We start from the raw sequence: 18,051 nt of genomic DNA on the forward strand, positions 1-18,051 counted from the left end.
CGTACCAATGCGCTCGGAGCCTGCTGCGGCTTGAGGTCGGTGATCTGGCGGGTCTTCAAGCACCCGTCGGCGTTCACGTTTTTGGGCCTTTCGGCTTCGGAACAACATGCACCACGCGGTAGCCATTGTCGCGCATGTATTTCAGAAAATCTGGCAGCATGGCAGCGGTTTGCGCACGGGTATCGTGAAACAGGATGATGCCTTTCCGCGCGGCCGTCAGCCGGCTGGTAATCAACTTCAATTCATCCGTCGGAGTCATCGGTCGCCAATCGCTGGCCCAAAAATCGGCGCCGAACACAACGATCCCCCTGGCTTGCAGCATTTCGAGCAGTTCGGGCGTGGATTCGAAGTACGGAAAGCGGAAAAACCGCGTGTCGGGGACACTCGTCGCCTTGCCGTTGAGGGCGGCTTCGTCAGCGGATATCCCACGGTCGATGTTGTCTCTGGCGGCTGCAAAAGTCATCGCATTGAGATGGGGATGCGACCAGCTGTGGTGTCCCAGCGTATGGCCATTCGTTGCGGCATTCTTGATGAGGCCCGGCGACGCCTGCGAATTCCTGCCGACCTGGAAAAAGGTCGCACGGACGCATTCGCGAGCGAGCGCAGCCAGAATCCGCGGTGTTGTCGCAGCCGGCCCGTCGTCGAAGGTGAGGACCACTTCCTTGTCGTCAAGCGGAAGCGTTTGAGGAAAGCTCTTGAGGCCGACACGGGGATACTTGGCTGCATCGACCTCGAGAATACGCGAAGTGCCGAGGGTTCCCTGGCGCGGGCAGTCGCTGGCCCATGCAGAAGTGGTCCATGCCACAAAAACAAGAAGCGTAACCCTCAGTAGTATGCTCATGGCGCTGTTCCGACCAACGTATGCCATCGTCTGCACGTGTATCTACGTTCGTTATAGCCTTTGCTGATCGCCGGGGCGATGGTCCTGCTGTTCACTCGGACTTAACGCACATCACCGACGATCCTGCGAATCGGAGGATGATAATGCAGCGCTTGCGTTTGAAAGCGGACGGCCGGATCGTTGAAATCCGCGATGGGAAAGAGTTTCCGCTTGCGCCGTCCATGCCGGTCGCGAGTGCCGCTCCGAACGGCGTTGCAAGGTCTGCGCTGGCAGCCGCATCTCCGTTTACAGAGCCTGAAGTCAGAAGCCTGCGTCGACGGGCGCGTTTGACACAGGTCGAATTCGCGGCGCGACTGGGCGTTCCGGTTGAAACCATCCGGAACTGGGAGCAGGGCAAGCGGATGCCGCGCGGACCCGCACGCGCACTTCTTGCAGTCGTCGCGCATGCGCCCGAAATCGTATTCGCCGCTCTCGATGGTCATATCGACTGAACGCGCTCGGGCACCATCGGACTGATTGGCAGCGTTGTCACAAACGGCATAAGGTTTAGCTTGCTTTCGGCTCGATGACCGGAGGGGTGCGATGCAGTTCATTGAAGCCAATGGTGCGCGCATTCCGGCAATCGGATTGGGCACATGGGAGCTTCGCGGCCTGACCTGCGCGCGCCTCGTGGAGCAGGCGCTCAGGTTCGGTTACCGCCATATCGACACCGCGCAGATGTATGAGAACGAGCGCGAAGTCGGCGAAGGCCTGCGCGCGTCCGGTGTCGATCGTAACGATGTTTTTGTGACGACCAAGGTCTGGACTACGCACTTCGCGCCAAATGATTTGGAGCGGTCCGTCAAGGAAAGCCTCAAGCAACTGCGCCTCGCGCAGATCGATCTGGTGTTGTTGCACTGGCCCAATCCGCGAATTCCGCTGTCAGAGACTTTGAGCGCTCTTGCCAACGTCCGGCGGCTCGGCATGACGCGTCACATCGGCGTGTCGAACTTCACCGTCGCACTGATCGAGCAGGCGGCGGCGCTCTGTCCGGAGCCTCTGGTTTGCAATCAGGTCGAGTATCATCCGTATCTCGATCAGGCCAAGGTTCTGGAAACATGCCGGAGCCACGACATGGCACTGGTTGCCTACAGTCCCGTCGCCAAGGGCCGCATCAAGAACGATGAAACGCTGGCGCGGATCGGGGCCGCCTACGGCAAGACCGCGGCGCAGGTTTGCCTGCGCTGGCTCGTTCAGCAGAACGTGGCGGCGATTCCGCGAACATCGCGAATAGAAAGGCTGTCGGAGAACATCGAGATTTTCGACTTCGCACTGACCGATGACGAGATGACGCGGATATCGGCGATGGGCAGTGTCAAAGGACGGCTGACCGATTTCGGATTTGCTCCGAAATGGGACTAGCTCGCAGGACGTGAGATAAACCGTAGTTGTTGATTTCGGCCTACCACTCGCGCATGCAGGACGTCCCCTGCTTACCGGCTGATTGCATGTTCTTCCTGCTCTCCAAAATCATCGGATTTATCACGCTGCCCTCGAACGCGATTGCGATCGTCAGTGGCGTTGGTCTTTGTCTGCTGCTCATGAGGTGGCGGCGCGCGGGTACCGGCCTGCTGACGGTTGGTATCGTTTCGCTGCTGGTGTTCGGATATTCGCCGGCCGGGAATGTCCTGCTGCTAACATTGTCGGATCGTTTTCCGGCATGGCAGTACGACGGACGCGATCCGGACGGCATCATCGTCCTCGGTGGCGCCATCGATGCCGAAATATCGGCGGCCCGCGGTGCCGTCGAAACCAATGGTTCAGCGGAGCGGGTGATCGCAGCGCTCGAACTAGCGCGGCGATTTGCCAAGGCACGTATCGTTTACAGTAGCGGAACTGGGAATCTGATCGCGGACTCCGTTGCCGAGGCGCCGATCGCCAGGCAGCTGCTGGAGACATTCGGAATATCACCCGAGCGTATCGTGCTGGAAAGCAGCTCCCGCACGACTGATGAGAACGCGCGGTTCACCCGCAAGCTTGTTTCACCAAAACCCGGCGAACGCTGGTTATTGGTAACGTCGGCGTATCACATGCCGCGATCTGTCGGCGTATTCCGCAAGGCGGGCTTCGACGTCGAACCCTATCCCGTTGACTGGCGCACGCGGGGCTGGATCGATGCCTCGATGCCATTCGACAGGCTCAGCGCGGGTCTCGCGTGCGCGGATACCGCCGTCCACGAATGGGTTGGTCTGGTTGCCTATTGGCTGGCGGGACGCAGTGACGCGTTATTTCCGGGACCGCGGCGACAATAGAGAGCCGCTCAGTCCTGGCGCGGCAAGCCCACCCTGTACACGCCGCCAAAGTCGAGGGGATCGACCGGCTTACCTTTGCGGTAGATCACGAGGCGTCCGGATTGAGCCAGCGCCACAGCCGCGCGCCGGATCGGCATCAGCAGACTGCGCCAGTCGGATTCAGCGGCGATGGCTTGTGCAAGCTCCGGCGCGCTCAGCGTTCTGGTGACGTCGCGCGTCAGAACCATCAGAATGTCTTCTTCGAGGGAGAGCGTCGAATGCGAATCTTGCGTAGTCATGGATCAATGCCATGTCGCAATGACGGACGCTCTGCAAGAGCGGTCGTCCAGTAGGGGTCTCAACTCAAAAATCGCTACACACGGAACCGAGATCGGTTGTTATGATGGCGGTCCGGGTAGCGTGGCTGGCGGAACGATGGAATCGCAGGTGTTCATAGGCTCCGCCGTTGCGTCGATTGCCGCTCACTTGGCTTTGGCAGCCAGCTTCCTTTTGGCCGAGGCGCGCCCATTCGACAATGTCCCGCAGCAGCTGATTACGGTCGATATCGTTTCGTCGAAGGAGATTCGTTTTCCCGCAAAGGAGGATATTCCGAAACCGTCGCAAACCCTCCCGCCTGATAGGTTGGATAGCCTAGACAATAAGCCGCAGATAGATACGGAGGCTGCCAAGGATTCGGCGCAATCGTCACCGGTTCCGCCTTCAAGCGCTTCCATGCCACCCGCTTCGCAACAGGCGGCGCTTGAGCCTTCGCCGCAGCCGGATGCCGCGCCGCCGTCTTACAATGCGCCCGAACCAGATATCAGCGTGAGGTATGGGGTTCTGCTTGGCCTACCGCCGGGTCGTATTGACGACGATAGCGGCGCCGCGGAAGCCATCAAGGCGGATATTTCGGCGATGGACACCGCGCAATTCCGGCGTCACCTCAAGACCTGTTCGAAGATGCCCGCGTCCCTCTCGCCCAGCGACAATATCCGCATCGTGCTGCGTGTGCCGTTCGCCATCGATGGGACAATCGCCGCGCCGCCTGCCTTGATCGAAGCCAGTGCGTCGGCGAAGGGGCCAGCCTTGATGAAGAGCGCGATTAAAGCACTGATGGCGTGTCAGCCTTACGCGATGCTGCCGCCAGATAAATACGACCAATGGAAGGTCCTCGATCTCAGCTTCACGCCGCGCGATTTCTCAGGCAGCTAACGAAGGGCAGCCTGTGGCGGCGGTCGCCGGCGCGCAGCTTGCGGTGCAGGAGTGAAATTCATGACGATGACGCTCGTGATCGGAAATAAGAATTATTCGTCGTGGTCGATGCGGCCCTGGCTGGCGCTCAGGGTCGGCGGCATCGCCTTCGAAGAAAGGCTCATTCCCCTCTATGCAGGCCCGGCAGACAAACAGCGCATCCTCGATATAACGCCCGCCGGCAAAGTCCCGGCGCTGATCGATGGCGACGTGACCGTTTGGGATTCGCTCGCGATCATCGAGTATGCCGCCGAACGGTTTCCGAAGGCAGGTTTGTGGCCGGCAAACCCCGCACGCCGCGCACGCGCACGGTCGATCTCGGCGGAAATGCATTCCGGTTTTTCGGCGCTACGCAGCGAATGCGGGATGAACCTGCATCGCCGGATCGGCGCTAAGGCGCTTTCCAACAATGCGCGTGCCGACATCGCTCGCATCCAGGAACTGTGGACCGATTGCCGTCGACGATCCGCGGGAGAGGGGCCGTTCCTGTTCGGATCCTTCACCGCAGCGGATGCAATGTATGCGCCGGTGATCCATCGTTTCCGGACCTACGCGATCGAAATGACGTCCCCGGTGCAGGAGTACATGGATGCGATGATGGCGCTGCCCGCCTTTCGCCAGTGGACCGAGGAGGGTCTCGCGGAAACCTTGGTGATCGAGAAATTCGAAATCGATTGAGCTGACGTCCGCTTGCCGTTAGGCGCCACCGTCAGCCAGCCAACGGTTACCGTGCTGCAGACAACGTCTACAACCCTGACTCGCGGACTCCCTCCGACAACAACCGCAATGCGATTACGTTACTGGAAAACCTGCGAAATTGGCAATTTCATGGTATCGTTATGACTCGCCAAACGCCTCGGCGGCATGTTATAGCAGCCTAAAAGCCTGACCGGCCGCACGCGCTGTAGCGCGAAAACCGGTATTGGGGTCGATGGAGAAGGCGTTGAAGCATAAATTTATCGTTGGAGAAACGGTCCTTTTCACCGCGAGCAACGTGGCGCGCCCCGCTGCGAGCGGCACTTACGAGGTGATCCGGCAGCTTCCCACTGATGGCGACGACTTTCAGTATCGGATCAAGAATTCGGCCGAGGCTTTCGAACGCGTCGCAAAGGAAAGCCAGCTCGCCGCCTGCTAGGATCAGCGGCACGATCGAGCTATTTTGCCCAGAACTCTCCGTAACGCACTGGTTTGGACTGATTTTGCCGTATTCCCGGATCATTGAATAGCCGGGCTTCATTGGCATTCGCCGATTGTTTATGCTGGCTCACGGTTCGGCATGAGGGGCATCGAGCATGAACTGGGCTTGGGTGACATCACTCGATCAATTCTGGCGTTCGCCGGCATTCCCTATGTGGCTGACGCTTGCTGGGGCGGTTTTCTTCGCGTTCATTTTATTCCTGACGCTCATTCGTGCCGAGAAGTCGGTTGCCAACGGCGTTTTGGCCATCATCACATTACTCGCGATCGGAGTTACGGCGGCTATTACGCTCCGAGGCTTCGAGTCAGACGGCGGCCGGATTTTGGATCCGAAGAACCGGGGCGCACCAATGAACGTTGCGATGCCTGCGCTGTTCTGCATCGACGGGCTGGCTGGCGAACTAATTGAGAGCGCTTGCGAGAAGGCGCTGTTCGGGATGCCCGATACGGCGGCAGCCGCCGTTTCCTATGTTGCTTCGGAAATCAGCCGACTAAGGTCGTTCGGCGACGTCGCTGCCGCCAATAGCGCCATGTCGCCGGAGTTAGAGGCACTGCGGCGAGCGATCGAACGCGACCGTTATGGTCTGGTCGCCCATGTGTTGGTTGCGCGCGATCATTGCCAGCCGTCAGAATGTCCGGCTTTCCAATCGCTGACTGATCACAGTCGAATTGCAGCGAACATGGAGGAGCAGCTCTACGAAAAAATGGTGATGCGTCACGCATCGTCCTGGAACGCGCCAGCGGCAGCGACGCAGGCGGCCGAACCCGATCCGCCGGCGACGCCGACGCTCGCATCGGAGCCGACTGGCAAACCGACGACCATCGACTATCCGACCGCCGCGTCTATTCCACCGATCAACATCATGACACCCGAGCCGGCGACGGGTACGGCGGCGGCCCCGCCAGCTTCGTCTTCGGCGGCCGCGCAGGCAACTCCGAAGCCGCGTCAACCGCATCCGGCCGCGAAGAAGCCACCCGCACCGAAGCCGCACGCGGCACCGCCCGTCAGCCTTACGCCTCCTGCAGCACCATCGGCGCAGAACTAAAGCTCCGTTCAACAACTATCGCTGACATGCACCTCAACCTGGTCAAACTCGCCGTAGGCTGCGAATCCGTAAACGAGCTCAAGGGCTGGATAGCGGAGCGCATGAAGCAGGCGACCCGGAAAGGGTTGCCGCGCCATCATGTCCACATTACCCGGATGACACCGAAACGCGGCGAGGAATTGCTCGCGGGCGGCTCGCTTTATTGGGTCATCAAAGGTGAAATCGCGGCCCGGGAGAAGCTGATCGGCATCGAGCCGTTCCGCGACGGGGACGGCGTCGGTCGATGTCGTTTGGTCATGCAGCCGAAGGTAGTTGCCGTCAGGCCGCGCCCGATGCGCCCGTTTCAGGGGTGGCGTTATCTATCCGTTGCGGATGCCCCTCCCGACCTCGGCAGCAACGCCGCGAGCGTCGCGGCGATGCCCGAGCCCCTGCGCCGCGAATTGCGCGATCTGGGGCTGCTGTAAGCTGGAACAAGCGGGCGGGGAACTAAACGCCGATGTTGTCGATCAAACGGGTGGCCCCGATTTTCGCCGCGACCAGGAACCTGACCGGACCATCCTTTATCGAACGAACCGGTGACAGCGTTTCGGCGTGGCGGGCTTCGAAATAATCGAGCGAGAAGCCCGCGTCCTCGATCGTTCTTGCCCCATCGGCCAAGACGGCTTCGAGATGATTGCCCTTTCGTAACCGCTCCGCCGCATCCTTCATGACGCTATAGAGCGTCGGTGCGACAGCGCGCTGCTCGATCGACAGGTAGACGTTACGTGACGACATCGCGAGCCCGTCTCGTTCGCGCACGATCGGAACTCCAATGATTTTCACGCCAAGATTGAGATCAGCCGCCATTCGCGCCACGACCTTGAGTTGCTGATAGTCCTTCTGACCAAACAGGGCGAGATCCGGCCGGCATTGAATGAACAGCTTGCCGACGACAGTGGTGACGCCACCGAAAAAATGCGGTCGGAAACGATCTTCAAGACCCGCCATGGCTGGTCCTTCAGTCGATATCCGGGTCGCGAAGCCTTGCGGGTACATGGCGCTGACGTCCGGATGCCATACCAGGTCGACCTTTGCCTCGGCGAGTTTGGCCATGTCGGCCTTCCAAGTTCGCGGGTACGATCCAAAATCTTCATGCGGCGCGAACTGGGTCGGGTTTACGAAAATTGAAACGACAACCTTTGACGCGCGCCGCTTTGCCTGACGCACCAGCGCCAGATGTCCTTCGTGAAGGGCGCCCATGGTCGGCACTAAGGCAATGGTTGCTCGCCGAGCCCGCAGGCGCTCCAGGGCGCGGCGCAGCGAGGGAAGCGTACGGACAACGATAGGAGCGGTTGGCATTGCTGTTCGGTGATAGATCTTAGGGCGCGGCTTGAGCTGCGGCGAAAAGCGAACCTTATCAGGCTCGATCCTGCATCGCCATTCAGACGCAGCCGGATTTCGAGCGATTTGGCGGCGACGGTGAGCGATGCAAGGTATAATCCGCGATTGGCGGCACGGCTTTTGCCTTACATGTCATGTCCATATGACATAAATCCTCGACAAAAGCCGGAAGAGTTCTGGTAGCTGAACTGCTCGATTCCCACTCACGGTTGACCGGCGGAGAAAGAACCGGACGTGGGCTTGGTTTGATCGGGCAGCCGGCTCTCCAGCAGATGCGCACCGCTTGAATTGTCAGCGGTTTGCGCCACATAGTGCCTTTAATCCTTGCGAGTCTCTATGTCCTACGATCCGGAGTCGCTGAAACACCCCCCGAACCCGTCGACCTGCCGGAGCCAGCTATCCGACAGAAGCGCTCCGCTGCCTGACGTAAAATCCTCGTCGTCGTCCGATATCGCCGCATTCGTCGCCAAGGCGCGCTCGATGTCACCTCATTCGGCAGGCGGCCATGGCAGGCTGATGTTCGCGCTCGACGCTACCATGAGCCGGCAGCCGACGTGGGACATGGCCTGCGCCCTTCAGGCCGACATGTTTCGCGAAGCGGTCGGCATCGGTAGCCTCGACATTCGCCTTGTCTACTATCGCGGGCTCAACGAATGTCGCTCGAGCGGCTGGATATCCGACAGTGCAAAGCTCGCAAGGTTGATGAGCACCATCGATTGCCGCGGCGGCAACAGCCAGATCGGCAAAGTTCTCTCGCACGCCCGCAGCGAAGCGGTCGCTTCCGGTATCAAGGCCGTTGTATTTGTCGGCGACGCGATGGAAGAACCGGTCGACGATCTTTGTGCGAAGGCTGGGGAATTGGGATTATTGAAAGTCCCTGTGTTCATGTTCCAGGAAGGACATGATGCGATTGCCGAGCAGGCCTTTCGCGAAATCGCGCGGCTGACCGGCGGCGCCTGGTGTCGTTTCGATCCCGGTGCGGCGAGCCAGTTGCGCGAACTGCTTCGTGCAGCAGCGGCTTATGCAGCAGGCGGCCGGGAAGCCTTGCAACGGCTGTCGACGACGGTAACAAGTGCGACCCGGCTATTGGGACAGATGAAATTAGCTCCGTAGCCCGGATTTCGTAGCGTCTCTATGCCTCTGTAACCGCTGCCTACAACCGCTTTCTTTGACTGCGCCGAACCACTATTTATCCACCATGCCGACCCTGATAGCAGGCCTCTTCACCTTCATTTTTCTGTATTTGCTGCTTCAATTGTTGCGGGCAGCAAATCCGGCTGTACTGGCGCGAGCTATCAGGCTCGCCGGTGGCATCATAGCGTTCGCGATGGCAGCTTTCATCGGCATCAAGGGAGAATTGGCGCTTGCGTTACCGCTGGCGGCTCTCGGTGTCGGACTTTTGGGCTGGTCATCGTCAGGCATGTCCTTTTTCGCCAGGCTTTTCGGCGCAGGAAAGCAGCATACGACCACCGGACATACTTCCCAGGTTCGCTCGCAGTTCCTCGATATGGTCCTGGATCACGATAGCGGTCGTCTCGGCGGACGGATCATTGACGGACCCGACGCCGGCCGCTCACTGGATGATTTCGACCTGCCTCAGCTTCTCGCAATGATGACCGGCTTTGACGCGGAGAGCTGCGCGTTACTTGAAACTTATCTGGACCGCCGGTTTCCCGCCTGGCGTCAAAACGCGCATGGCGATCCGGCAGGGGGGGGGAGCCACGCGTCGCCGGGCGGCAAAATGACGAACGAGGAGGCCTATCAGATCCTTGGCTTGGAGCCGGGGGCGGGAGAGGACGACATTCGTCGTGCACATCGGGGGTTGATGAAGAAACTGCATCCCGATCAGGGGGGGTCGACGTATCTGGCGGCCCGGGTAAACGCGGCCAAGGATACTTTGCTTCGCACTCATCGCAGCTAACTCCAACAACGCTACCAAACGCTACACTGCGAGTTGCTTCTATCTTTCTGTCGGACGAGGCCCCGTTTTCGCCCGCCGTTGTCCGGCGGGTCGATCGTTGCTTGGATATTATCCGCTAATTCTTGACGAGTGGTTTGCGCGGGTGGTTTCGGCCGCAGATGACCTAGAGTCCCGTTTCTGACGGAATCAGAAGCGGGGCTGAATGATTTTGATCAAACGGGTTTTCTTCCCGCGAACCGAAATCAACTTCGCTCGAAAACGCTATTAGCCTGGATCAATCCTGACTCGCATACAATACGGGCTGGGCGATCAGTTTTTGATTGTGATGCAGGATATATCCGAACGCTTCAGGGTGCGGCACGCGGCTTCGGCTTCGTCGCGGTCGAGGCCGGCGAAGCGGGCGCGATAGAGTTTTTTGTTTCCCTTGCCTACAGACTCAGTGAAGGGATCGGCCTTGCCCAACATCTTGGGGGCGCGACCTCGGGCCGTATCGAGACGCTCACGCGCCTGGCTTTCCGTTTCCAGTGCGCCAACCTGAATGATCCAACCCGAATGCGATGCCACTGGTTTCAGCGCGCCATTCTTCTGAACGGTCCGCGGTTGAACCTCTGCTCCTGAATCCGCATGAGCCATCGCCTGCTTTGTCGAAGAAGAAAGACTCGAAGCGGGGAGTACGCCCAAGATGCCCTGACCATTGCCGAAGTTGGCAGGTTGCGGCGGCATATTCGCCCGCGCTACGACAGAGCCCGACGTTTCCGGTGCCCCATCGTGATCCGTTGTGGCGTTGCCGGCGGCCGGCGACACAGAGGGTGCCGGCCCGGCCGAAGCCAACCTGACCGATTTTGCCTTGACCTGCACCGTTTTGACCCGCACCGGCTTCATCGGTTCGGTGGCGCCGGGAACGGCGTCGATGGGCTGGGTCTTGATAACGCCACTCGTCAAAACAGCGGGTTCGGACACAGGCCTTTTCGGGGGCAGCGCAGCGTTCGAAGCCGTTATCAGCGAGCGAGCGGGACGTTCGGGCGGCAGCGTGACGGGTTCGGGCACATTGGACGCGACTTGAACAGCACCGTCCACTTGCGTCACGCTAGTGGGCCGTGACCGCGCCTGATCTTCGGCCGCTTTCGCATTGGCCTCCGCCATACTGCTTTCGGCAATAGCGGCAACCGTCCGCCGCGTTGAAGCCATCTCGAGATTTTGGGCCAGCAATTGGCGCATGGTCGCATCGCGTGAACCGCCGCTGCGACCGCCAAGAACGACGCCGACGAGGTGGCGATTGCCGCGCCTGAGGTTGGTGACCAAGTTGAAGCCGGAGGCTCGAATATAACCGGTCTTGATTCCATCGACGCCATCTACGCTGCCGAGCAAATGGTTATGGCCCCGAATGGTGCGACCGCGGAACGTGAATGAGGTGGTCGCGAAGTAACGGTAGTAACGCGGGAAACGATCTTGCAAGGCACGGCCAAGCGTCGCCTGATCCCGCGCGGTGGTGATTTGATCGTCGTCGGGAAGACCTGAAGCGTTCCGATAGACCGTCCGCGTCATGCCGAGCGCGCGGGCCTTCCGCGTCATCATTCTGGCGAAGTCGTCTTCGTCCCCTGCGATCGCCTCGGAGATTACGACGGCCGCGTCGTTAGCGGATTTCGTCACCAGTCCTTTGATCGCATCTTCGACGCGGATGGTCTGACCCTGCTGCAGACCGAGCTTCGTCGGATCCTGTGATGCCGCGCGCGCTGAGACGCGCATCTCGGTGTCGAGGCCGATCTTGCCGGAATCCAGACGCTCAAAAAGCATATAGAGCGTCATCATTTTGGTGAGAGATGCCGGATGACGAAGACTGTCAGGATTAGTGGACGACAGCGTCGCTCCGGAATTGGCATCCACAACGATCGAAGCGAATGGCGGATTGTAGCTATGCCGCTCCTGCTGCTGATGATGGCGATGGTGGTGACGGGCACGCCGCGCATTCGCCTGATCGATCGTAAAAACGACCGCGACTATCGCTGCAAGTCCGAATGCGCCAACGCGCATCGCGCGCGAGGAAGCCAAGGTGGTATGAAGCATGTACTTCCCCGTCCCCATTTTCGACTCTAGTCACCGGTTCGTGAGGCAAAATTGTGCCCGACCGACTGATCTGGACGTTCAGCGCAAACCGGTTCTCTAGGCGAGGTGGCAGGTCAGATTGCCGTTCTGGCTAAGAGCCTGGTTCCATGGCATTTTTTGCCTTTGCCACGGGAAACGCTCAAGATTCGAATACCAGCGTAGGGGGCTGGAGTTTCGAAAGAGTTAAGCAACTGTTGATGACGCTGGACGGGTTTGAATGAATGCAACGATTGTGCAATGCACAATAACACTTGAATTTATTGTGCATCGCACTATTTTCGTATCAGATCAGCGGCAACTCCCGCTTTGTCACGAAAGGAAGTATCATGACCACGACTGAAGAGATCCAGCAGCAGGGCAAGGAACAGTTGGACGCCGCTGTCGCAACCGCGAGCAGCTTTCACAAGGGCGTTCAGGCCATCGCTGTAGCCTTTGGCGATTACACTCGAAAAACGGTTGAAGATGGCAACGCATTCACCGAGAAACTCGTTGGGGCGAAATCGCTGGACCAAGCCGTAGCGGCGCAAACCGAATATGCCAAAACGGCCTACGAGACGTTCGTGAACGAGTCTCAGAAGATCGGTGGCCTCTACGCCGATCTCGCCAAACAAGCCTACAAGCCGCTTGAGGACTTTACCGCGAAGTTTGTTCCAGCAGCGCGCTAAGAAAAATCTCAAATAAGAAAAGCCCGGCCAATATCATCGGCCGGGCTTTTTGTTGTGCTACCGCGAGCGCGTTATTTGGCGATGCGCAGCTGCGAGATTTGCGTGAGAACGTTCTGAAAGGCGTCGGCAGTCTGCGTCGCCGACGTGATCATCTGAAAATTTCCGTCGGTGGCGCAGTTTTTGAGCACGTCCGATAGGGGATCCTTGCTGCCGATGTTGACCTGGATTGTAAAGACGACGACGCCGCTGTCCTTGACTTTTTGGCACAGCAACGCCTGTCGCGCGTCGATACTGGACGCGCTCGTGTACCAGCGATTCTGCGTGTTCAGGCCGTCGGACAAAAGGACGATATAGTCCTGATAGACGTACGCCGACTCTTTTCCGGGCGCCGCGATGGGACCGTTGGTCGTGCTGAGCGACTGCCAGCCCCAGGCAAGGCCGATACTCTGGTTAGTATTGCCGCTGGGAGACATCGCACCGATCTGTGTTTTCAGATCGCCCCACGCGTAACTCATAGGCGTGATCGTGGCTGGGAGACAGTCTTTCCACTGTTCGGTGTAGAATTTCGTGGAGGGTGTTCCGTCGCTGCCCGTAGAGGGAGCGGCATTTGAAATGTCGTAATCCGGGTCGCGGTCGTTGATGCAACCGGTCCAAGTGCTGTGAGCGGGAGCGGCGTTTTTCGCCTGATCGGTATCGGTCGGATGGGTCCGCCAGTAGTGCTTATATTTTACCTGCGTGCATTTGCGGTTTTTGCCGTTGCCCGAGCACGAGCAGTTGGGTGTTGTGCTGGGACAACTTGCGCCCGATCCAGTTGATACAACTATGCTATTGTCCGTATCGACAACGCTAGTATAGCAGCCATTGTAGTAAACGCTGGTTTTCCCCGGGAACTTCTCTCCGCCGTCTATGCCGGGACAAATCATACCATAATACTTTCCGCCGGGGTCCGACGGGATCAGATATCGATTGGTGCTAACGCTGCTGAGATCTGTTGCGCTGGCGAGGGAGCCCGGCCGGTCCATGCAAGCGAAGCTGAATTTGCCTATGCTACTATTTTGAGTTGGTCGAGGGCTTCCGTTGTTTTTTGTATCGAACGGGCAAGGGGCACCCGGGCCGATATCAGCCCATGTGTAGGTGATGTTGTTGTACTTTACGTTGATTGGATAACTATTCTGAGTGATGATAGGCGGCTCACCCTCCCACTCCGACCAATTCAGCCAAGCTGCGTTGACCTTGGCGGTTCCAACGTTGACGTCCTTTGCGAACGGAACGATTGAAATATAGACATCACCGGTGGTTTTGGAGAAAGCGGACAGCGAATCGATCATGTCTTTCGCGGCGGTTTGCAACGCCGACATTTTGCCGTTGGACGCCATCGAGCCTGTATTGTCCAACACCATCGCGACCCTCATGCGCGAATTACCCCATGTGGATGTGGAACTGGTGCCGAAACTAAGTTCCGGAAAGCCGGCGACCTTCATGAAATCGGTTTTGATCGTGCCCTGTCCGGAGGCGAGGATCGTTGCCGCCGCCGATGACGTGCTCGGGGTATAGGTCGCGCTTACGGTCACGCCGAAAGCGGATTTGTCCGTATAAAGCGACGAAAAATACCGCTGCACCGCCTCCGTGATCTGTTGGGACGACATCGTCGGGTTCGCCGCAGCGTCTCTGGAAACCATGAGCACCGCTGAATCAATGGCCGCCTGCATCGAGGAGCGTGCGGCATTCGCCCGCGTGTAATCGACGGCGGCGCCCACGAAACCTAATATCGGCAGAAGCGCGATCGCAAAAATAGGTGCGATGTTACCTCGAGAATCGCGACTAAAATGCCCGATTGAGTTGCGAGTCCGTTTGTAAATTGACGTCCCAGACATAGTTGTCACCGATCCGTTGGTTCAAGCGCATTTTCGAGCCTCTGGGCTAAACGGGTGGTAAAGTTGTCCTGAGAAAGCAGGTAAATAGCCGCACAAATTGCGACGATCGTTCAAAATTGCTTACCCATCGTCAATGGAGCTTAAATGGGCTTTGCTGACTTTCTGGAGGGGCAGAAGGAGTCGGTTAACCACCAACTGGGCGGTTGATCTCGCTCGTTAGCCGTTTCAGGAGAAATTACGATCTTGCGGTGAGGCGAATACAAACCCATACTTAAACCGTCCGGGCCAGCCGACGTTCACACAGGGATAAGCGGCCCTATACGTCGCAGCTTGACGCGGCGCGCGGTAACTTGGCCGGGGCCGTCGTTGATCGTGAAAAGATATCGAACGCTTGAGCCATGTTGAAGCTGCCTGTCATTCAAATATCTGGATCGTGCGTGAGGGATGTCCCTTCAGCACCAAGAATGAGTGAAGACGAAGACCGCGTCGGCGGCCAGGGCGATCCAGCCGCGTCGGTAATAACCAAAGTCAGGCCGAAGACGAAACGTCCCAGTCTTTATCGTGTGCTCATATTGAATGACGACTACACACCGATGGAGTTCGTCGTTCACGTCCTCGAGAAGTTCTTTCAAAAGGATCTGGAGGCCGCCACCCAGATCATGCTGCATGTCCATCATCACGGTATCGGCGAATGCGGCGTGTTCACCTACGAGGTTGCCGAGACCAAGGTCACGCAGGTGATGGATTTCGCGCGCAAGCACCAGCATCCGCTGCAATGCGTGATGGAAAAAAAGTAACTGCGCCAACCCGATTAGTCGGAACGATTTTTTTGCTTTCTGGTCAGGCCGGTTCAATCAGCGCGGCGGTTCGGCAAAGCTCATGATTCCCAAGCCTCTGTGCGATTCGCGTTGCCGCGCACTATGTTCGCGGAGACGGACCCTTCCCCCCGGACGGTATATTACTATATTGTTGACGAAGGTTGTTGTTGCCTGACGGGGCGATGGCGATCATGATGGCCAAGAGACCCTAGAGGACGCGGAATGCCAACTTTTTCTCAAAGCCTGGAACAATCCCTGCATCGGGCGCTCGCAATCGCAAATGAGCGGCATCATCAATACGCGACGCTTGAACACCTTTTGCTATCGCTGGTCGACGATTCGGATGCGGCAGCGGTCATGCGGGCTTGCAGCGTAGATCTCGACAAGCTGCGCGGCAGCCTGGTGAACTATCTCGAGACCGAATTTGAGAATCTGGTCACGGCGGAAGCTGCTGACGACGCCAAGCCGACCGCTGGTTTTCAGCGCGTGATCCAGCGGGCTGTGATTCATGTGCAGTCGTCCGGCCGGGAGGAAGTGACGGGCGCAAACGTACTGATTGCGATTTTCGCCGAGCGCGAAAGCCATGCCGCCTACTTCCTGCAAGAGCAGGATATGACGCGCTACGACGCGGTGAATTACATCAGTCATGGCATTGCCAAGCGCCCCGGCGTCTCCGAAGCGCGACCGGTGCGCGGCGTCGACGAAGAGACCGAAACGAAGAGTGGCGACGATGCCAAGAAGAAGGGCGATGCGCTTGAAACCTACTGCGTCAATCTGAACAAGAAGGCGCGGGACGGCAAGATCGATCCGGTGGTCGGGCGAAATGCCGAGATCAACAGAGCGATCCAAGTGCTATGCCGCCGGCAGAAGAACAATCCGCTCTTTGTGGGCGACGCCGGTGTCGGGAAGACCGCGATTGCCGAAGGGTTGGCGAGGCGCATCGTCGACAGCGAAGTTCCCGAGGTGTTGGCGGCCGCGACCGTATTCTCCCTCGACATGGGAACACTGTTGGCCGGCACACGCTATCGCGGCGATTTCGAAGAACGATTGAAGCAGGTTCTCAAGGAACTCGAAGCCCATCCGAACGCAGTGCTGTTCATCGATGAGATTCATACGGTGATCGGCGCGGGAGCGACCTCCGGCGGTGCCATGGACGCTTCCAATCTGCTCAAGCCTGCGCTGGCGTCGGGAGCGATCCGCTGCATGGGTTCAACCACCTACAAGGAATACCGGCAGCATTTCGAGAAAGATCGCGCGCTGGTGCGGCGGTTCCAAAAGATCGACGTCAACGAACCGTCGGTCGAGGATGCCATCGCCATTCTCAAGGGCCTCAAGCCGTATTTCGAGGACTACCACAAGCTGAAGTACACCAACGATGCGATCGAGGCGGCGGTGCAATTGTCGTCGCGGTATATTCACGATCGCAAGCTGCCCGACAAAGCGATCGACGTGATCGACGAGTCCGGCGCGGCGCAGATGCTGGTTACCGAGAGCAAGCGGAAGAAGACGATCGGGATCAAGGAAATCGAGACGACGATCGCGGCCATGGCCCGGATCCCGCCCAAGAGCATGTCGAAGGATGACGCGGAGGTTCTCAAGCATCTTGAGCAGACTCTCAAGCGCGTGGTGTTCGGACAGGATCGCGCGATCGAGGCTCTGACGGCGGCGATCAAGCTCGCGCGAGCCGGCTTGCGCGAGCCGGAAAAACCGATCGGCTCCTACCTGTTCTCCGGCCCGACTGGTGTCGGCAAGACGGAGGTCGCCAAACAGCTTGCAGAGGCGCTTGGCGTGGAGCTGCTGCGCTTCGACATGTCCGAATATATGGAACGGCACACCGTTTCGCGGCTGATCGGTGCGCCTCCCGGCTATGTCGGTTTCGATCAGGGTGGTCTGCTGACTGATGGCGTTGATCAGCATCCACATTCGGTGGTGCTGCTCGACGAAATCGAGAAGGCGCACCCGGATGTCTACAATGTGCTGTTGCAGATCATGGACCACGGGCGGCTTACCGATCACCACGGCAAGCAGGTTAACTTCCGTAACGTGATCCTGATCATGACCACCAATGCGGGCGCTTCCGACATGGCGAAGGCTGCGTTCGGCTTCACGCGTAACAAGCGGGAAGGGGACGATCGCGAGGCGATCAACCGTCAGTTCTCGCCTGAGTTCCGTAACCGGCTCGACGCCACTGTCTCATTCGGCCATCTCAGCACCGACGTGATTGGCTTGGTGGTTGAGAAGTTCGTGTTGCAACTCGAGGCACAGCTTGCGGATCGTTTTGTGACGATCGATCTTTCTGATCCGGCCAAAGCCTGGTTGGTCGAGCACGGCTACGACGAGCAAATGGGTGCCCGGCCGATGGCGCGGGTGATCCAGGAGCACATCAAGAAGCCGCTGGCAGACGAGGTGCTGTTCGGCAAGCTCAAGGGCGGTGGCCACGTCCGCGTTGTTCTCGTCAAGGACGAAGCGGTCGCGGGCGTCGATCTCGAGAAGATCGGTTTCGAGTTCCTCGATGGGCCGGTCACACCCAAACCGGAGAAACTTCCGGGCGCCCGCAAGCGGACACCGCCGCGCAAACCCAAGCCTGGCGGCGGAGGGCTCACGTCGAAGGAGCCGCTCCTCAAGGTCTGACCGCGGATACAAAAAAACAAACGGCCGGCACGAAAGTGCCGGCCGTTTTGCCTT

At 58.8% G+C, this 18,051-nt stretch carries 18 protein-coding genes and 1 pseudogene; 13 read left to right on the forward strand and 6 right to left on the reverse strand.

The genetic code is table 11. The annotated features are described in order from the left end of the window. Window positions 1-73: 73 nt before the first annotated feature. Entirely contained in the window at window positions 74-841 is a 768-nt protein-coding gene (locus AC1RT6_RS03310; protein ID WP_079447028.1) for a polysaccharide deacetylase family protein, read from the reverse strand. A 143-nt stretch (window positions 842-984) separates the two neighbouring features. Between AC1RT6_RS03310 and AC1RT6_RS03315 the strand changes: the two genes are divergently transcribed. The 3 genes from AC1RT6_RS03315 to AC1RT6_RS03325 all read left to right on the forward strand — a co-directional run bounded on the left by AC1RT6_RS03315 (window position 985) and on the right by AC1RT6_RS03325 (window position 3,132). Then, window positions 985-1,332 carry a helix-turn-helix domain-containing protein gene (locus tag AC1RT6_RS03315; RefSeq protein ID WP_472789817.1) on the forward strand — a complete coding sequence of 116 codons (348 nt, stop codon included), beginning with the start codon at window positions 985-987 and terminating at the stop codon, window positions 1,330-1,332. A 91-nt stretch (window positions 1,333-1,423) separates the two neighbouring features. Then, window positions 1,424-2,242, forward strand: coding sequence for an aldo/keto reductase (locus AC1RT6_RS03320; RefSeq protein ID WP_079446842.1), 819 nt, complete (start codon window positions 1,424-1,426; stop codon window positions 2,240-2,242). An 86-nt stretch (window positions 2,243-2,328) separates the two neighbouring features. Further along, window positions 2,329-3,132: a YdcF family protein gene (locus AC1RT6_RS03325; RefSeq protein WP_079446841.1), complete on the forward strand. Its 804-nt coding sequence runs from the start codon at window positions 2,329-2,331 to the stop codon at window positions 3,130-3,132. 8 nt (window positions 3,133-3,140) lie between these two features. Here the strand turns inward: AC1RT6_RS03325 and AC1RT6_RS03330 are convergent, their stop codons facing one another. Beyond that, on the reverse strand, window positions 3,141-3,410 hold the full coding sequence (locus AC1RT6_RS03330) for a DUF3253 domain-containing protein (protein ID WP_079446840.1): 270 nt from the start codon (window positions 3,408-3,410) through the stop codon (window positions 3,141-3,143). Between the two features lie 136 nt (window positions 3,411-3,546). On the opposite strand from AC1RT6_RS03330, the gene AC1RT6_RS03335 reads away from it, so the two are divergent. The 5 genes from AC1RT6_RS03335 to AC1RT6_RS03355 all read left to right on the forward strand — a co-directional run bounded on the left by AC1RT6_RS03335 (window position 3,547) and on the right by AC1RT6_RS03355 (window position 7,069). After that, window positions 3,547-4,323 carry a hypothetical protein gene (locus AC1RT6_RS03335; protein WP_079447027.1) on the forward strand — a complete coding sequence of 259 codons (777 nt, stop codon included), beginning with the start codon at window positions 3,547-3,549 and terminating at the stop codon, window positions 4,321-4,323. A 60-nt stretch (window positions 4,324-4,383) separates the two neighbouring features. Further along, window positions 4,384-5,040, forward strand: coding sequence for a glutathione S-transferase family protein (locus AC1RT6_RS03340; RefSeq protein WP_079446839.1), 657 nt, complete (start codon window positions 4,384-4,386; stop codon window positions 5,038-5,040). A 253-nt stretch (window positions 5,041-5,293) separates the two neighbouring features. Next, the gene (locus AC1RT6_RS03345) at window positions 5,294-5,497 is read left to right on the forward strand and encodes a hypothetical protein (protein WP_087881150.1); all 204 of its coding nucleotides are present in this window, start codon (window positions 5,294-5,296) and stop codon (window positions 5,495-5,497) included. Between the two features lie 157 nt (window positions 5,498-5,654). Further along, window positions 5,655-6,605: a hypothetical protein gene (locus tag AC1RT6_RS03350; RefSeq protein ID WP_079446838.1), complete on the forward strand. Its 951-nt coding sequence runs from the start codon at window positions 5,655-5,657 to the stop codon at window positions 6,603-6,605. A gap of 26 nt (window positions 6,606-6,631) precedes the next feature. Continuing rightward, window positions 6,632-7,069: a DUF1489 family protein gene (locus AC1RT6_RS03355; protein WP_079446837.1), complete on the forward strand. Its 438-nt coding sequence runs from the start codon at window positions 6,632-6,634 to the stop codon at window positions 7,067-7,069. A 22-nt stretch (window positions 7,070-7,091) separates the two neighbouring features. Here the strand turns inward: AC1RT6_RS03355 and panC are convergent, their stop codons facing one another. Then, window positions 7,092-7,943: a pantoate--beta-alanine ligase gene (gene panC, locus AC1RT6_RS03360; RefSeq protein WP_079446836.1), complete on the reverse strand. Its 852-nt coding sequence runs from the start codon at window positions 7,941-7,943 to the stop codon at window positions 7,092-7,094. A gap of 378 nt (window positions 7,944-8,321) precedes the next feature. Between panC and AC1RT6_RS03365 the strand changes: the two genes are divergently transcribed. Together AC1RT6_RS03365 and AC1RT6_RS03370 are read left to right on the forward strand one after the other, a co-directional pair. Next, window positions 8,322-9,098, forward strand: a complete 777-nt coding sequence (locus tag AC1RT6_RS03365) for a hypothetical protein (protein ID WP_087881149.1) — start codon at window positions 8,322-8,324, stop codon at window positions 9,096-9,098. 85 nt (window positions 9,099-9,183) lie between these two features. Beyond that, window positions 9,184-9,906 carry a DnaJ domain-containing protein gene (locus tag AC1RT6_RS03370; protein ID WP_079446835.1) on the forward strand — a complete coding sequence of 241 codons (723 nt, stop codon included), beginning with the start codon at window positions 9,184-9,186 and terminating at the stop codon, window positions 9,904-9,906. A 309-nt stretch (window positions 9,907-10,215) separates the two neighbouring features. Here AC1RT6_RS03370 and AC1RT6_RS03375 read toward each other — a convergent pair whose 3' ends face one another. Beyond that, window positions 10,216-11,970: a D-alanyl-D-alanine carboxypeptidase gene (locus tag AC1RT6_RS03375; RefSeq protein WP_079447024.1), complete on the reverse strand. Its 1,755-nt coding sequence runs from the start codon at window positions 11,968-11,970 to the stop codon at window positions 10,216-10,218. Window positions 11,971-12,335: 365 nt separating this feature from the next. On the opposite strand from AC1RT6_RS03375, the gene AC1RT6_RS03380 reads away from it, so the two are divergent. Continuing rightward, a complete protein-coding gene (locus AC1RT6_RS03380; protein ID WP_079447023.1) occupies window positions 12,336-12,674 on the forward strand; it encodes a phasin family protein in 339 nt (112 codons plus the stop codon). A gap of 71 nt (window positions 12,675-12,745) precedes the next feature. Here AC1RT6_RS03380 and AC1RT6_RS03385 read toward each other — a convergent pair whose 3' ends face one another. Together AC1RT6_RS03385 and AC1RT6_RS03390 are read right to left on the reverse strand one after the other, a co-directional pair. Continuing rightward, window positions 12,746-14,155, reverse strand: coding sequence for a vWA domain-containing protein (locus AC1RT6_RS03385; protein WP_244553487.1), 1,410 nt, complete (start codon window positions 14,153-14,155; stop codon window positions 12,746-12,748). A 204-nt stretch (window positions 14,156-14,359) separates the two neighbouring features. After that, window positions 14,360-14,548: pseudogene (locus AC1RT6_RS03390) on the reverse strand (TadE/TadG family type IV pilus assembly protein); the annotation flags it as partial. A 464-nt stretch (window positions 14,549-15,012) separates the two neighbouring features. Between AC1RT6_RS03390 and clpS the strand changes: the two are divergent. Together clpS and clpA are read left to right on the forward strand one after the other, a co-directional pair. Next, window positions 15,013-15,345, forward strand: a complete 333-nt coding sequence (gene clpS / locus AC1RT6_RS03395; protein ID WP_244553481.1) for an ATP-dependent Clp protease adapter ClpS — start codon at window positions 15,013-15,015, stop codon at window positions 15,343-15,345. A 243-nt stretch (window positions 15,346-15,588) separates the two neighbouring features. Next, entirely contained in the window at window positions 15,589-17,997 is a 2,409-nt protein-coding gene (gene clpA / locus AC1RT6_RS03400; RefSeq protein WP_079446832.1) for an ATP-dependent Clp protease ATP-binding subunit ClpA, read from the forward strand. Window positions 17,998-18,051: the final 54 nt, after the last annotated feature.

It is taken from the genome of Nitrobacter sp. MLSD-S21, assembly GCF_058809865.1.

Excerpts from the sequence above, each read along its gene's own strand:
- AC1RT6_RS03375 (WP_079447024.1), bottom strand. The coding sequence starts at position 11,970 with ATGCTTCATACCACCTTGGCTTCCTCGCGCGCGATGCGCGTTGGCGCA.
- AC1RT6_RS03350 (WP_079446838.1), top strand. The coding sequence starts at position 5,655 with ATGAACTGGGCTTGGGTGACATCACTCGATCAATTCTGGCGTTCGCCG.
- AC1RT6_RS03380 (WP_079447023.1), top strand. The coding sequence starts at position 12,336 with ATGACCACGACTGAAGAGATCCAGCAGCAGGGCAAGGAACAGTTGGAC.
- AC1RT6_RS03385 (WP_244553487.1), bottom strand. The coding sequence starts at position 14,155 with ATGAAGGTCGCCGGCTTTCCGGAACTTAGTTTCGGCACCAGTTCCACA.
- AC1RT6_RS03370 (WP_079446835.1), top strand. The coding sequence starts at position 9,184 with ATGCCGACCCTGATAGCAGGCCTCTTCACCTTCATTTTTCTGTATTTG.
- panC (WP_079446836.1), bottom strand. The coding sequence starts at position 7,943 with ATGCCAACCGCTCCTATCGTTGTCCGTACGCTTCCCTCGCTGCGCCGC.
- AC1RT6_RS03315 (WP_472789817.1), top strand. The coding sequence starts at position 985 with ATGCAGCGCTTGCGTTTGAAAGCGGACGGCCGGATCGTTGAAATCCGC.
- AC1RT6_RS03330 (WP_079446840.1), bottom strand. The coding sequence starts at position 3,410 with ATGACTACGCAAGATTCGCATTCGACGCTCTCCCTCGAAGAAGACATT.
- AC1RT6_RS03365 (WP_087881149.1), top strand. The coding sequence starts at position 8,322 with ATGTCCTACGATCCGGAGTCGCTGAAACACCCCCCGAACCCGTCGACC.
- clpS (WP_244553481.1), top strand. The coding sequence starts at position 15,013 with ATGAGTGAAGACGAAGACCGCGTCGGCGGCCAGGGCGATCCAGCCGCG.
- AC1RT6_RS03355 (WP_079446837.1), top strand. The coding sequence starts at position 6,632 with ATGCACCTCAACCTGGTCAAACTCGCCGTAGGCTGCGAATCCGTAAAC.
- AC1RT6_RS03345 (WP_087881150.1), top strand. The coding sequence starts at position 5,294 with ATGGAGAAGGCGTTGAAGCATAAATTTATCGTTGGAGAAACGGTCCTT.
- AC1RT6_RS03320 (WP_079446842.1), top strand. The coding sequence starts at position 1,424 with ATGCAGTTCATTGAAGCCAATGGTGCGCGCATTCCGGCAATCGGATTG.
- AC1RT6_RS03340 (WP_079446839.1), top strand. The coding sequence starts at position 4,384 with ATGACGATGACGCTCGTGATCGGAAATAAGAATTATTCGTCGTGGTCG.
- AC1RT6_RS03335 (WP_079447027.1), top strand. The coding sequence starts at position 3,547 with ATGGAATCGCAGGTGTTCATAGGCTCCGCCGTTGCGTCGATTGCCGCT.
- AC1RT6_RS03325 (WP_079446841.1), top strand. The coding sequence starts at position 2,329 with ATGTTCTTCCTGCTCTCCAAAATCATCGGATTTATCACGCTGCCCTCG.
- clpA (WP_079446832.1), top strand. The coding sequence starts at position 15,589 with ATGCCAACTTTTTCTCAAAGCCTGGAACAATCCCTGCATCGGGCGCTC.
- AC1RT6_RS03310 (WP_079447028.1), bottom strand. The coding sequence starts at position 841 with ATGAGCATACTACTGAGGGTTACGCTTCTTGTTTTTGTGGCATGGACC.